Origin of the sequence: Pseudomonas sp. BCA17 (assembly GCF_004519405.1) — a bacterium.
Classification (GTDB): domain Bacteria; phylum Pseudomonadota; class Gammaproteobacteria; order Pseudomonadales; family Pseudomonadaceae; genus Aquipseudomonas.
The window spans coordinates 754,991-768,132 of sequence record NZ_SGWI01000002.1; the positions used below are offsets into that span (position 1 = coordinate 754,991).

Genomic DNA, 13,142 nt, shown 5'->3' on the forward strand with positions numbered 1-13,142 from the left:
AGGAATCAAGCATGTTCAAACCGACCAGGTTGTCTTTCGCCCTGGCCGCACTCATGGGGAGTGCGGCCGTACAGGCTGATATCGAGGTGCCGCTGGGCAGTACGCAGCGCGTCACCCAGTTGTTCGCTTTCCCCAATAATTGCAACGTGATCTGCTTTCGGCCCTGGACGCTGGAACAGACCGTCGAGCACTACTTGAACCAGAGCCTGCAGCGTGACGGCTATAGCCGGGCCAAGGTCAGCGTGAAGACCCACGAGGGGCAGCTCTCGGCGACCTTCAGCGGCGTGCCTGATAACTACGGCCGCCCCTTGACCGCGTTGCTCGACACCGCCAACCTGGCTTACCACGGTGCCAGCAAGCTCAACAGCGACGGCAAGTGGGCGTACAACTGGTACCTGTTCCTGCCGCTGGGCATGGCCCTGGAAAACCGCAAGAGCATTGAGCTGCTGCACTTCCCGCCGGACTATTCACTGACCCAGGCCCAGGACTATCTGGAGTCGGCCACCACCGACCGCTGGGCGGCCTTGCTCACCGACAACGGCATCCCGGCCACCGAAACGCCGGGTTACCAGACCATCATCGATATCGCACCGATCGCCGCACCGTCTAACGCAGGCAAGGATCTGGAGGCCGTCTACAGCTATTTCACCGATTACCAGACGCGCATGGTCAAGGAACTGAGCCTGACGCCCGGCGGCTCCTTGCCGATGGTGGCGTTCGGCGCGCCAGTGCGCAATTGGATCAAGCAGCAATACGGCCAGACCGTGGGCGTGCTGAGCCTGGCGCAGATCAGCCCTGCCGCGGGTAAAACGGTTTCGGTGCTGGGTTCTAACCATCCGAGTTATATCTGGTATGCGGCTGACCCGGCCACCTATGACGGTAACGAGCAGAAGGCCGATGAAGCGGGCTTGAAAGTCATGGGCCAGGACTTGAGCGCGGCCTGCTGGCAGGCCGGGATGGGACAGAAACCGGCCAGCGATCCCAACGTGTTGCTTCAGGCATGCATGAATACCTGGCAAGTCACGCGCAAGGAGCAGACCTGTGAGTTGTTCTATACCTCGGTACGCAACCTGACGCCGGAGCAAGCCAACGCCAAATGTGCCACGCCGGTCATCAAGGCACATCTGAAGCAATTGAAAACCGCCGCTCCAACACCCACGCTCGCCGCCCCAGCCTTATAAATCACGCAAAAAACGGTTTCTACTGTCAGAGTTGACAGTAGAAACCGGGCCTGACTTCGACGAACCTTGAACAGCACCCATCCGCTGCAGGACTGGTAGTCGGACACCATCAGCAAGTCGATGCAGCCTCACCCAGGAGCGTCATGAAAACTCATGCCATGGACAAGGCCAAACCTGCTGCAAATGACTGCCTTTACCCCTTTAATACGCTGCTTGTCGAGCAGGGTTACCCTTCGACCCGGCAATTCAAGGTCTTGCACGATGAAGGGGGCGCTGGAACCGGGATCAAGACCCGCGTGGCCTTCGACAGCCGCGTGCGCATCGCCAAGGTCTCCGGCTACGCAGTGAGCGAGCGACGCCTGCATACCTTGCAGCTGTCGTCACGCATTCACTTGTACGACCGCTGGTTCGCCGGTTTATTGAGACACTCGTGCAATCCGAACGTGTTTTTCGACACCACGTACCTGGAGTTGTGGAGCGTGCAGCCCTTACACGCCGGCACGATGCTGAGCATGGATTACGCCAGCACCGAGGACGCGTTGTTCCGGCAGTTCGCGTGCCAATGCGGCGAGCTGAACTGCCGGGGTTGGATCACCGGCAGTCAGGAGCCCCTGAACACCGAAGGCCAGGCGTTCATGGAGCAGTGGCGGATGCGCAAGCTTCCTTAGGCTTCACCCAACGGGCGCAAGCGATACTGCGGCGGCAACTGTTCAAAACCGCTGATGGTGGTATTCAAGCTCTTCCAGCGGCCGTCCTTGATGCCATAGATGCAGCCATGGATCGACAGGCTCTGCCCGCGGTGCCAGGCGTTTTGCACAATGCTGGTGTGGCCGACGTTGGCCACCTGCTGAATCACGTTCAGCTCGCAGAGGCGGTCGACGCGTTCTTCTTCGGTAGGCAATTGGGCCAGCAGGTCGCGGTTCTCGTAGTAGAGGTCGCGAATAGTGCGCAACCAGCCATCGATCAGACCGAACTGGCGATCTTGCATCGAGGCACGCACGCCGCCGCAGCCATAGTGACCGGTCACCAGGATATGCTTGACCTTGAGCACGTCGACCGCGTACTGGATCACCGACAGACAATTGAGGTCAGTGTGCAGCACGACGTTGGCCACATTGCGGTGCACGAACAGATCCCCCGGCAACATGCCGACGATCTCGTTGGCCGGTACGCGGGCATCGGAACAGCCGATCCAGAGGTATTCCGGCGTTTGCTGGCGGGCGAGCTTGGCGAAGAATTCGGGATCTTCCTGCTTGATCGCATCCGCCCAGCGTTCGTTGTTATCAAGCAAGTCTTGTAGTTCGTTCATCAGGGAAAGCCTCAGGAATGATGCGCAGTTTTGTGACTGACAACCCGTCGTCCGGGTCACGCTGAGCGCTAATTAGCTTGAATCTTTAGGCAGCCACGCCTGTCCACTCACTATAAGCCCCACAGTATGAGGATAGGCCATGACTGAATCACGACGCCCTTTTGACGCCACACAGCCCGAACCGATTGATGACAACGAAGACCGCATGGGCTCAATGCGCGAACTGGACTTTGACGAGGATGAACCCTCCACCCACATCGGTGATGAACGTGCGCGTGAAGCCGGGCTGACCGAAGCCTCTACCAACAATCATGAACCGACTGACGATGACATGAGCCCGGAAACGCTGATCCGTGAGGATGGCGCGCGGGATGCGCGGGAGGAAGGTGAAGATAATCCGGCTGACTTTGACTTGAGCATTGTCGATGAAGCAGAGATCGGCGGTGGAAATGGCCTGGATGAGGCAGAACTGGCCGACCTGGACCCCGTCGGCGAGAAGCGCTGAAGCGCTGCCGAGCTGAATGTGAGAGGGGCTTGCCCCCCCCCACATGGGACGGTGTGCCTAATCGACCAACGTACAGGCCATGACCACCGCATCTTCACGGCCACCCACGGCGGGGTAGTAGTCCCGACGCCGACCGATCTCGTTGAAGCCATACCGCTCATAAAGGCGAAAGGCGCTTGTATTGCTGTCGCGCACCTCCAGGAAGCACTCCCGGGCATTGGCGGCATAGGCACGGGACATCAAGTGTTCCAGGAGCGCCAACCCCAGGCCGCGGCCCTGGTTTTCCGGTTTGACGGTGATATTCAGCAAATGCGCTTCATCAAGGATGATCTGCACCACGCCGTGGCCCACTTGCTGCTCACCTTCGAACATCAGCCAGATCTGGTATTTGCCCAGCCCATCAAGAAAAATCCCGCGGGTCCAGGGATGGCTGAACGCCGCGTATTCGATTTTCAGCACCGCGTCGAGGTCAGCCTCGGTCATCGGGCGGAAAGATAAAGCCTCACTCATCAGTCGTTTTCCAGCGCGCCATCAGCCGGCGCATGGCTTGCCAGACTTCAGCCTTACGCTGTGGCTCTTCCATTAATAATTCAAGGCCCGGCAGGGCCCATACCGAGCCCAGGCCCTCGACCTGCAACTCGCGGTACCAGGCTTCGGCATTCGCCTCGCCGGCGAAACGCACGGCGGGCAGGCCAATCAGCCACAGGCATACACAGGGTTCGTCTTCCAGGCGGGCCGACACGAAGCCTTGCACAAAATCCCGCGCAGCCTCCGGGCCCTGGTCCATGGTGCCGCGTACCAGCAATGGCCAGCGCACCGGGTCGCCGACGATTTGCGGGCTGTCGGGCAGGCCGGCAGCCCGCAGCATGTCCTTGAGCAATATGTAGGCCGGGTCGCGGGTCTGGAAACGTTCGCCGGTGGGCAGTTCCGCCAGCAACAGGCAACGCCCGGCACGCAGCAACTGCAGGGCAAAGCGCGGTGGTGGCACCACCGGAGCCTTGACCACCGGCGCCGCTTCCTCGGCCGCCACCGGCTTGGACACCGGCGATGGGCGCGGCACTTCGATCTTAGCTCGCTCCACCACAGGCCGCGCTTCGGCTACGGGCTTGACCACCGGTACCGGCGCCGCGGCTTCCTCGCCCGATGACTCGAACTCATAAGGCTCAAGCGCCTGCAACAGCTCCGGCCGCGACGGCGCGGCAAACGGCAGTTCGGTGCGGGGCAGCCAGTTGACCACTTGCATGGCGGTCAAATAAGCGCGACGTCGGGACTCGATAAGCACAGCTCGGCCACTTGTGGATAAGTAAAGAGCGGGGATTCTACCGCTGTTCGGCAACAATCGCCCACTGCGCACTGACCGGCTGTGGATAAATCCCGCGCCTGATGCAGTACAATCGCGACTTTTAATCGCCAACCAGCCGGCCATTCCCATGATCGAACCCAAGCGCGTCCTACGCGCCCTCGCCGAACACTGGGCCTTACTTGAGCCACTGTGTGAACACTTCGACCAAGGCACCTTGAGCCTGAGCGAGCTGCGCGCGCAACTGGCCGCCCAACAACTGGACAGCACGCCCCAGGACATCACCAGCCTGCTGGACGTATGGATTCGCCTGGATATCCTGGTGCCTGTCGCCAAGAGCCCGAACCGTTTCGAGCTCAATGCGCAGATCCATGACTTCCTGGCTTACCTTCGCAAGGAGCACCGGCTTGGCCTGTGCCTGGAAATCGAAGCCTACCTGCGCCATCTGGAGCGCCTGGCAGGCTACATCCAGGACGCCTTCGACATCCGCGACGGCCACGACCTGGCCCGCCAACTGCGCCTGCTCGACATGCGCGTGCGTGACGTACTGAAAAAGCTCGCCAACGACGAACAGGCCCTGGCCGCCGTGGCCGACCGCGCCAAAACCAGCGACCGGCAGATCCCGCTGCGCCAGCGTTACGCCGAGGTGTTGGCGACCTGGGATGAATACGTCGAACCAATGATCCAACTGGTGAACGCCGACGGCGCATTCGAACAGGGCGTGCGCAAGGTCGAGAATGTGCTGTTGCGCATGCTCACCGAACAACAGCGTCTCGGCCACCTGGTTGATGACGACATGTTGCTGCGTACCCATGCGCGCATCCTCGAAATGCAGACCAGCGCCCAGTTGACCTTGCGCCATGCGCGGGAATTGCTGTTGCCGTTGCGCGAGGAAGCCCGTCGGCACAACGCCGTGACCCGTGGCGCGGCGCTGGCCTTGTCGGCGATTCGCCGCAAAGGGCTGGACGCAGTGCCGCAGGCGGCGTTGCCGATGTTTACCCGGCCGCAGAGCACTTTCCTCGGCAGCGCGAGCCAGGTGGAAGCCTATGTCTATGCGCTGGCGAACTTCGAACCGAAACCGGCGCGGTTCCCCAAGGCGCATAAATCCCACAAAGGCGAAGCCCCGCGCGCACCGCGCACGGTCAAGGAAATGCTCGAGCGCTGCGAGGACGCGCTGCCGATGCCGGACCTGATGACCTGGCTGCTGGAACAGGAACCGAACGGTGCCACCGACGAGTTGCTGTACTGGTTCTCGCGCCTGTCCCGCGAGAAACGCTTCAAGCGCGAGCGCCTGGAACGTCGCGAATATCACACACACGAGCATCAGGTCAGCCTGCGCTCATTCGCCCTGCTCCCGGCTGCGCCTGACGCCGTCGAGAATTCTGCGAGCACGCCTTATGCATCTTGATCTATCCGAACTGTCCCAGCTGGCGCCGATTTTTCGCGAGCTGTTCAAGGGTTACCACGTCAGCCGCCGCGACCCGGAGCTGTACGCACAACTGTCGAATTTCCAGGACCAGTACCGCACGCTGTTCAAGGCTCTGGGCTTTGAACTGGTATGCGATACCCGGGGTTTCTACTACTTCGTGCCGGACACCGCCGTGGCCGCCGCGCAAGTGAACAAGACCGCGCAGCGCCTGGCATTGTTCACCTTCATCATCGTCGAGCATTTGGCCGACCAGGGCCGTGACCCGATCGCTGTGCTCGACGGTGGCAGCCTGGGCCGCGATGAGCTGCCGTCATTGCTGGAAAAGTACCGTGACCTGTTTATGCAGGCCGAAGTGCAGACCCAGGAAGAACTCGAAGAAAAAATCATGCGCCGCATGACCCAACTGGGTTTTGCCAGCGAAGACAACGGCGTATACCGCTTCCTGCCGCCGATGCACCGGTTCCTTGATGTGTGCCTGTCGGTACAGCAGGACCGTGACCTGGCCGCCAGCATCCACAGCGTGTTGCCATTGCCGGCACCGGTGATCATCGATGAAGACAGCGATGAAAAACTGCTGAAAACCGATGACCCGCTGGACCTCAGTGACTTTGCCGAAGAAAGCGAAGAAGACGCTCTGGCTCGCGCCATTGCAGAAGAACAGGAGACCGACGCATGAGTAAGGAACGCTACGGCATCCGCCGCTTCGCCCTATTGAACACCGCCGGATACAGCCTGGGCCTGTTCCCGCTGGAAGAACCGCTGTCGGTGTACGGTGCGAACAACCTGGGCAAATCGGCGTCGATCAACGCGTTGCAGTTCCCGATCCTGGCGCGCATGTCGGACATGAGTTTCGGCAAGTACACCCTGGAACAATCGCGACGCTTCTACTTCGCCAGTGACACCAGCTACATTCTCGTGGAAGTCGCCCTGCCCCACGGCCCACACGTCATCGGCGTGGTCGGACGTGGCCCGGGGGGTGGTTTCGGGCACCAGTTCTTTGCCTATGCCGGTAAGCTGGACCTGGCTCACTACCAGAAAAACGACACCTGCCTGCGCCAGAAAGAGCTGTTCACCAACCTTGAGCGCGAAGGCCTGAAAGCCTACGAACTCAAACCCGATGAACTGCGTCGCTTGCTGGTGGGCGGCCACACGTCGATCCCGCTGGACCTGACCCTGATTCCGCTGCGCTCCACCAGCGAACAGAGCCTGAAGACTTTCAGGGCACTGTTTATCAACCTGCTGCACATGCGCGAAATCACCGCGGCCAAGCTCAAGCAATTGTTTCTCGATGCGTTCGAACACAGCCTGCGTTCGGGCAGTGTCGACTACATCGCCGCGTGCGAAGAAGCCTTCCGTGATGTGCGCCGCATGGAACAGGACTACAACTCGCTGGTGGCCGCCGGGCCTTTGGTCGAAGCCCTGTCCAATGGCGTGAAGCAGCGCGATATCCTGCGCGGCAAACTGCATCGCCTGTCGCCACTGCTGGATTCGTTGCTGGGCACTTGGTCAGACTACGCCAGTGCACGCAAGGAGGAGCTGACGATCCAGGCCGAGCACTACCGTAACGAGCAGGATGCCCTGCAGAACGATCAGCGTGGCGGCACCCAGGAGCTGATGCGCCTGGAGCGGGAAATCAGCGGCATTCAGCGTTGGCTGGGCGAATTGTCGGTGCTCAAGCATCGCTTTGCGTTGGTCGATGACGTCAGGGTGCTGGAGCAGCAACTGCTGGCAGCCAAGGACGCCCACGATGAATTGGCCGGTGCCTTGGCGCAGTCGCGACAATTCAGCGCCGAGGATTTGGACGAGCGTCTGCGGGACCTGGAAAAACGCTTGAAGTCGGTCAGGCAGCAACTCGACCACGCGGACAACAACAGCTACGCCAAACTGCGTGAAGAATTCTCACAGCAGGATGTTGAACGTCTGATGCGCCTGTTCAACAGTTCGCTATTCAGCCTGCCGTTGGGTGAGCATGGCATCACGCTGGACGAGGACGGCCAGTGGGTCAAATCCCTGGAGCAGATCCTCGATGGCTTCAAGGGCGAGCGCTTCGAAGTGCCGGGGCTGTCTATCGACATCTCCCACATCGAACCACCGGCGTTGCAAGCCCTGGCGGATCGCGCAGCATTGCGCGACCAGAAAGAACGCCTGGAAAAAGAACTCAAACAGCTCAAGACGCAGCAGGCAGTAGCCTCTGACCGCGCGGCGAGCAAGACACAGACCGAAGCGCTGTACCAACAGGTACTGGATGCACAAAAGGCGTTGGAAGATTTCCGCCGCACACAAACCCTGAGTGCCGAAGAAGGCGAGAAGCTGGAAAACCTGGCGCAGATGGAAGCGGCCCAGGATGAGTTGAAGCGCTCCAGCGATGCCTTTACCGAACGCGTTCAGCAACTGTCGGCCAAGTTGCAATTGGTCGGCCGTCAGATCGCGGATATGGAAGCCAAACAGCGTACGCTGGATGACGCCTTGCGTCGTCGTCAGCTGCTGCCGGCGGACTTGCCGTTCGGCACGCCGTTCATGGACCCGGTCGACGACTCCATGGACAACCTGCTGCCGCTGCTCAATGACTATCAGGACAGCTGGCAAGGTTTGCTGCGCGCTGATGGCCAGATCGAAGCGTTGTATGCGCAGGTACGCCTCAAGGGTGTGGCCAAGTTCGACAGCGAGGATGACGTTGAACGTCGCCTGCAGTTGCTGATCAACGCCTATGCGCACCGTACCGACGAAGCGCTGACGCTGGGCAAGGCGCGCCGTGCGGCGGTCACCGATATCGCACGCACCCTGCGCAATATCCGTAGTGACTACGACAGCCTGGAACACCAGTTGGCGTTGTTCAACCGCGAGATCAACAAGCGCCAGGTGTCCAACCTGCAGAGCTTTCGCATCGTGCTGGCGCCGAACAAGGAAGCGCTCAAGCATATCGATCAGATCATTCACAGTGCCGGCCAGTACGAAGAGGGCGAGACCCTGTCGGTCTTCGACCTCAGCCAGAGCGCCGAGCAAGACAACAAGAACGAAGAGGCCAAGGAATACCTGGCCCGCCTGGTAGCCGCCAACCATAACCAGTTGGGCCTCAAGGACTTGTTCGAGCTGGCGTTCGAGATCACCAAGGTGCACGGCCAGCCGGTGATTCACACCGACATCGATGGCGCGGCGTCCAACGGCACCACCATGACCATCAAGGCGCTGACCAACATGTACTTGTTGCTGCACTTGATGGACCGCGACCAGGCCGGACGTGTGCGCTTGCCGTACTACCTCGACGAGGCGGCAGACATCGACGAGAAGAACCAGGCCGCCTTGCTGGAAACCAGCTTGCAGCTGGGCTTCGTGCCGATCCTGGCGAGTGTGAAGCCGCAGGTGTCCGCTCAGGTGGCGATCGACCTCGAAGGCGGCAGCGGGCCGAATGGAATCTACATCGATGAGGCGGACTGGAAGTACATCCGTCGTCACGATGTGGTGAAAGCCACGATGAATGTGCAGGCGGATGAGCCGGAGTTGGATGAGGTTTAATCCACGGCACTGAAACGCAAAAGGCCGCGATCTTATGGATCGCGGCCTTTTTTGTAGGCTTGGAATGTGGTTTGTTCTTACGGCCCTATCGCGGGCAAGTCCGCTCCTACAGTTGACCGGGTTTTCCTGTAGGAATGCGGTCGAGTGCAGGAGCGGGCTTACCGACGAAGGCCGCGCCTCGGTCTACTTGCCGAGCGGGATCTTAGGTGCCCAGGTCAGCCATTCATCTTCGAACTTGTCGAAGAGTGGGAAGGTTTGTTGTGGCCGTGCAGCGTTGCCCATGCGCTCGCCGTCTGGCGTGGCAAAGGCGATGCCGCCGGCGACCAACGTCTCCAGGGACTCGGTGCGCACCGTCGCGCCTTTGAACAGCCCGAAGTCGAGCCCGAAACCACTGGTGTTCCAGAAGCGGCTGCCGCTGCGTACCAGTGGCGCGTACTTGGGCTCGATCAGGATGTGGATGAGGACACGGTCCGCGGTCTGGCCCAACTCGTAGCCCGTTACTTTGCCGACGGTAACTTCGCGATAGGTGACCGGCACGCCTTCCTTCAACGAACCACGGCGTGCGGCACTGAGTGTCAGGCTCAGGCCAGCCTCTTGGTGGGCGGCTTCAGGTGGCTGGTCCAGCGCGACGAAACTCTTCTGCGGACCGGCGTTTTTCGCAGCCGGTTGCACTTCGATGTATTGGCCTGTGACCAGGGTTTCCAGGTTCGACGTTTTCATCAGGCCCAGCTCAGGCTTGACCACCCAGAATTGGCTACCGGCGCGCGCGATCCGATCAGCCACTTGGGTGATACGTGCGCTGAGCAATACTGACTGCATGTCGGCGCTGAGGTCGACGCTCTCGATCTTGCCCACGTCCAACCCTTTGTAACGCACCCGTGTGCCGGGACGCAGTCCATCGGCACGATCAACCTTGATGGTCACCAGGGTGCCATGTTGATTGGCCGCTTCACGGTCGGCGAACAGACGGAAACGCGGGATACGTTTTTTCAGTGGTACGTTGGGCTCCGGGGTCTCGAAGGCAATACCGCCGGCCATCAGGCTGGCCAGGGATTCACTCTTCACCTGGATGCCGCCGGTCAGACCGCCGGTCAGGGTGACGCCGCTGGCGTTCCAGAAACGCGTCGAACCGTTGACCAGATTTTCGTATTCCTTCTCGATATGTACGCCGATCACCAGTTGCTTGTTCTTGCGCGAGAACTGGTAGCTCTGCACCGAGCCGACTTTGACCTGCTTATAGAGGATCGGACTGCCCACATCCAGGGAGCCGAGGTTATCGGTGAGCAGCACCATGTGCAGGCCTGGGGAGCGCAGGTCCAACGGTGGCGCTTTGGCCCGAGCGATGAACTCACGCTGCTGCGCGCCGCCTTTGTCGCCAGGTCGGATGGCGATGTAGTTACCTTTGACCAAGGCTTCCAGACCGGTGATACCCGCCAGGGAGATGGATGGCTTGACTACCCAGAACTGGGTGTCCTGCACCAGATAGTCCTCGGCAAGTGGGTCAAGGGTCAGTTCAGCGTTCGCGCTGGAAAGACTGGGGTCGATCTTCAGGGTTTTCAGGCTACCGACCTGGATGCCCTTGTACATGACTGGGGTGCGTCCGGCCTGCAAGCCTTCGAAATCGGTGAGTTTGACCTTGACTCTGATGCCGGCCGCGGCGGCATCAAAATCCTCATAGAGACGGAATGGCAGGCTCGGGTCGGTCGGCGGACTGTCCTTGCGATTCTCTGGCGTGGCGAAGGCTATACCTCCGGCGACGATGCTGGAGAGGGATTCGCTGCGCACCTTCACACCGGAGAGGTTGGCGTCGATGCTGATGCCACTGGCGTTCCAGAAACGCGTATGTTTGCGCACCAGGTTGGCGTAGGTCGGTTCGATATAGACCTTGATCTCGACGGTGCTCTGGTCCTCGGAAAGCAGGTAGCTTTTGACCTGGCCGACCTGGATCTGCTTGTAGAACACCGGGCTGCCACGATTCAGCGAGCCAAGCCGATCAGCCTTGAGGGTCAAGTGCAGGCCGGGCTTGGCGTCGGATAACGGCGGCTCTTCAGAAAGCGCCTTGAATTTGCGGGTGGGCTCACCATCACCCGGACTGGCGGCAATGTAGTTACCCGAAACCAGGGTTTCCAGACCGGTGATACCGGCAAGAGTGACGCTGGGTTTGACCAGCCAGAAACGCGTGTTGGTCTTGAGGTATTGCTCAACGTCTTTGTTCATTTCGATGGTAGCGATCACACCGCGATTGCTGCCTTCGTCATCCAGGGCCAAGGTTTTGACCTTCCCCACGGTCATGCCTTTGTAGACCACTTCGGTCTTGTTGACCTGAATACCTTCGCCGCTTTCAAAACGGACTTGGATCTCGATGCCCTGTTGGGTATAGGCACGCCATCCCAACCAGCCACCGATGATCAGGGCAATCAGGGGCAACACCCAAATGGCCGACCAGTTGGAGGCTGGGCGGGTTTTAGCTTTAGGCAAATCACTCATGGTCGTCGTCCGACTCCGTGTTATCCCAAATCAGTCGGGGATCAAAAGTTACTGCGGCAAGCATCGTCAAGATCACCACACTGGCGAACGCTGCGGCACCGAGATCGGCCTCGACACTGGCAAGTCGCCCAAAGTTTACAACCGCCACCAGGATGGCGATCACGAAGATATCCAACATGGACCAGCGTCCAATGAATTCGATAAAGCGGTACATGATAATGCGTTGTTGCGCGGACAGCGGTTGACGGCGCTGCACCGAAAACAGGAGCAGACCGATACCCACCAACTTGAATGTTGGCACCAGAATGCTGGCGATAAACACCACGGCCGCGATGGGATACATACCGTGCTGCACCAGTTGGATCACACCGGCCATGATGGTACTGGGATCGCCCTGCCCCAGGGTATTGATGGTCATGATCGGCAACAGATTCGCGGGGATATACAGGATGGCCGCGGTAATCAGCAATGCCCATGTGCGTGTCAGACTGTTGGGGCGCCGGGCGTGGATCAACGCGCCGCAACGCGTGCAAAGCTGCTCATCGGTGTCCGACTCTTGCTTGTTCAGTTCGTGGCATTCGGTACAAATCAGAATGCCCGCGTCAATCGCTCGCATGATCATCCTCTCCAGACAGCGCCTGCCAGATCTGGTGGGGCGACATCACCACCTCAAGCAGCACTTGAACGATTAATAGACTGACGAAGCAGACGAGCCCCAGGCCGATCGTGATGGAGGCCATGTCGGCGAGTTTGACGATCGCCACGAGCACGCCCATCAAGTAGACCTCCAGCATCCCCCAATCTTTCAGATGATGGTAAATGCGATAGAGCAACAACCCATAGCTGCGGCCGATCTTCCAGCGGATGCTGAGCAACACGGCCAGCTGGCAGAGCAATTTGAGCAGGGGAATGCCCATGCTGCAAAGGAACACCACAACCGCGACGCCTTGCATGCCGGTATCAAACAAACCGACGACGCCACTCCATACGGTATCTTCGGAGGATTGCCCAAGTAGATTGAGCTGCATGATAGGTAAAAAGTTCGCGGGTACGTACAGCAATAGCGCGGCAATTACCAAGGCAAGGCTTCGCTCCACGACATTGTGGCGGTGAGCGTACAGCTCATATCCGCAGCGTGGGCATTGGACTTTTTCACCGAGGACGAGCGCCGGTTTACGCATCAGCAGGTCGCACTCATGGCATGCCACCAGGTCGTCCAGTGGTAAATCCGACACCTCAAGGGTATCAGCCGGATCGGGCATAAGTAGGGCTCAGACTCTAAAAAGGTTAGGTGCCTATTCTAGTGGTCTGGTTCAGAAATAACTGTGCAAATTTATTGGGAGTGCCGGTGAAAATTTCCGACCGCCCAAAACAAAACCCCATCTGCTTTCGCAAATGGGGTTTCGGAATTTAATCTT

General features: G+C 59.7%; 12 protein-coding genes. 6 read left to right on the top strand and 6 right to left on the bottom strand.

Annotated elements, in window-relative coordinates:
* The first annotated feature begins 11 nt into the window (after positions 1 to 11).
* Together EXW71_RS12440 and EXW71_RS12445 are read left to right on the top strand one after the other, a co-directional pair.
* Positions 12 to 1,181, top strand: a complete 1,170-nt coding sequence (locus EXW71_RS12440) for a hypothetical protein (RefSeq protein ID WP_134658908.1) — start codon at positions 12 to 14, stop codon at positions 1,179 to 1,181.
* Between the two features lie 143 nt (positions 1,182 to 1,324).
* The gene (locus EXW71_RS12445) at positions 1,325 to 1,849 is read left to right on the top strand and encodes an SET domain-containing protein-lysine N-methyltransferase (protein ID WP_134658910.1); all 525 of its coding nucleotides are present in this window, start codon (positions 1,325 to 1,327) and stop codon (positions 1,847 to 1,849) included.
* Here the strand turns inward: EXW71_RS12445 and can are convergent.
* A complete protein-coding gene (can, locus tag EXW71_RS12450) occupies positions 1,846 to 2,490 on the bottom strand; it encodes a carbonate dehydratase (protein WP_010213394.1) in 645 nt (214 codons plus the stop codon). The two genes, EXW71_RS12445 and can, sit on opposite strands and share 4 nt — an antisense overlap.
* Before the next feature lie 139 nt (positions 2,491 to 2,629).
* On the opposite strand from can, the gene EXW71_RS12455 reads away from it, so the two are divergent.
* Positions 2,630 to 2,995, top strand: a complete 366-nt coding sequence (locus EXW71_RS12455; RefSeq protein WP_123714421.1) for a serine kinase/phosphatase — start codon at positions 2,630 to 2,632, stop codon at positions 2,993 to 2,995.
* A 57-nt stretch (positions 2,996 to 3,052) separates the two neighbouring features.
* Here the strand turns inward: EXW71_RS12455 and rimI are convergent, their stop codons facing one another.
* Both rimI and EXW71_RS12465 read right to left on the bottom strand, forming a co-directional pair.
* Positions 3,053 to 3,505 carry a ribosomal protein S18-alanine N-acetyltransferase gene (gene rimI / locus EXW71_RS12460; RefSeq protein ID WP_090366980.1) on the bottom strand — a complete coding sequence of 151 codons (453 nt, stop codon included), beginning with the start codon at positions 3,503 to 3,505 and terminating at the stop codon, positions 3,053 to 3,055.
* On the bottom strand, positions 3,498 to 4,238 hold the full coding sequence (locus EXW71_RS12465; RefSeq protein WP_134658948.1) for an energy transducer TonB: 741 nt from the start codon (positions 4,236 to 4,238) through the stop codon (positions 3,498 to 3,500). Before EXW71_RS12465 ends, rimI begins: the two co-directional genes overlap by 8 nt.
* A gap of 187 nt (positions 4,239 to 4,425) precedes the next feature.
* On the opposite strand from EXW71_RS12465, the gene mksB reads away from it, so the two are divergent.
* Genes mksB through mksF form a run of 3 tightly spaced genes read left to right on the top strand, consistent with a single transcriptional unit; the run spans position 4,426 to position 9,237 of the window.
* Positions 4,426 to 5,703: an Mks condensin complex protein MksB gene (gene mksB, locus EXW71_RS12470; protein ID WP_123714419.1), complete on the top strand. Its 1,278-nt coding sequence runs from the start codon at positions 4,426 to 4,428 to the stop codon at positions 5,701 to 5,703.
* On the top strand, positions 5,693 to 6,400 hold the full coding sequence (gene mksE / locus EXW71_RS12475; protein WP_123714418.1) for an Mks condensin complex protein MksE: 708 nt from the start codon (positions 5,693 to 5,695) through the stop codon (positions 6,398 to 6,400). The genes mksB and mksE overlap by 11 nt, the downstream gene beginning before the upstream one ends.
* The gene (gene mksF, locus EXW71_RS12480; RefSeq protein ID WP_134658912.1) at positions 6,397 to 9,237 is read left to right on the top strand and encodes an Mks condensin complex protein MksF; all 2,841 of its coding nucleotides are present in this window, start codon (positions 6,397 to 6,399) and stop codon (positions 9,235 to 9,237) included. Before mksE ends, mksF begins: the two co-directional genes overlap by 4 nt.
* 183 nt (positions 9,238 to 9,420) lie before the next feature.
* Here mksF and EXW71_RS12485 read toward each other — a convergent pair whose 3' ends face one another.
* From EXW71_RS12485 to EXW71_RS12495, 3 genes are read right to left on the bottom strand one after another with little or no spacing between them, the layout of a single operon-like run.
* Positions 9,421 to 11,724: a PqiB family protein gene (locus tag EXW71_RS12485; RefSeq protein ID WP_134658914.1), complete on the bottom strand. Its 2,304-nt coding sequence runs from the start codon at positions 11,722 to 11,724 to the stop codon at positions 9,421 to 9,423.
* Positions 11,717 to 12,340: a paraquat-inducible protein A gene (locus EXW71_RS12490; RefSeq protein ID WP_123714417.1), complete on the bottom strand. Its 624-nt coding sequence runs from the start codon at positions 12,338 to 12,340 to the stop codon at positions 11,717 to 11,719. Before EXW71_RS12490 ends, EXW71_RS12485 begins: the two co-directional genes overlap by 8 nt.
* Positions 12,327 to 12,986, bottom strand: a complete 660-nt coding sequence (locus EXW71_RS12495) for a paraquat-inducible protein A (protein ID WP_123714416.1) — start codon at positions 12,984 to 12,986, stop codon at positions 12,327 to 12,329. Before EXW71_RS12495 ends, EXW71_RS12490 begins: the two co-directional genes overlap by 14 nt.
* Positions 12,987 to 13,142: the final 156 nt, after the last annotated feature.

Bases quoted from the DNA above. Each gene is read 5' to 3' on its own strand.
- mksF (WP_134658912.1), top strand. From the start codon at position 6,397: ATGAGTAAGGAACGCTACGGCATCCGCCGCTTCGCCCTATTGAACACC.
- EXW71_RS12485 (WP_134658914.1), bottom strand. From the start codon at position 11,724: ATGAGTGATTTGCCTAAAGCTAAAACCCGCCCAGCCTCCAACTGGTCG.
- can (WP_010213394.1), bottom strand. From the start codon at position 2,490: ATGAACGAACTACAAGACTTGCTTGATAACAACGAACGCTGGGCGGAT.
- EXW71_RS12490 (WP_123714417.1), bottom strand. From the start codon at position 12,340: ATGCGAGCGATTGACGCGGGCATTCTGATTTGTACCGAATGCCACGAA.
- mksE (WP_123714418.1), top strand. From the start codon at position 5,693: ATGCATCTTGATCTATCCGAACTGTCCCAGCTGGCGCCGATTTTTCGC.
- rimI (WP_090366980.1), bottom strand. From the start codon at position 3,505: ATGAGTGAGGCTTTATCTTTCCGCCCGATGACCGAGGCTGACCTCGAC.
- mksB (WP_123714419.1), top strand. From the start codon at position 4,426: ATGATCGAACCCAAGCGCGTCCTACGCGCCCTCGCCGAACACTGGGCC.
- EXW71_RS12440 (WP_134658908.1), top strand. From the start codon at position 12: ATGTTCAAACCGACCAGGTTGTCTTTCGCCCTGGCCGCACTCATGGGG.
- EXW71_RS12445 (WP_134658910.1), top strand. From the start codon at position 1,325: ATGAAAACTCATGCCATGGACAAGGCCAAACCTGCTGCAAATGACTGC.
- EXW71_RS12465 (WP_134658948.1), bottom strand. From the start codon at position 4,238: ATGCAAGTGGTCAACTGGCTGCCCCGCACCGAACTGCCGTTTGCCGCG.
- EXW71_RS12495 (WP_123714416.1), bottom strand. From the start codon at position 12,986: ATGCCCGATCCGGCTGATACCCTTGAGGTGTCGGATTTACCACTGGAC.
- EXW71_RS12455 (WP_123714421.1), top strand. From the start codon at position 2,630: ATGACTGAATCACGACGCCCTTTTGACGCCACACAGCCCGAACCGATT.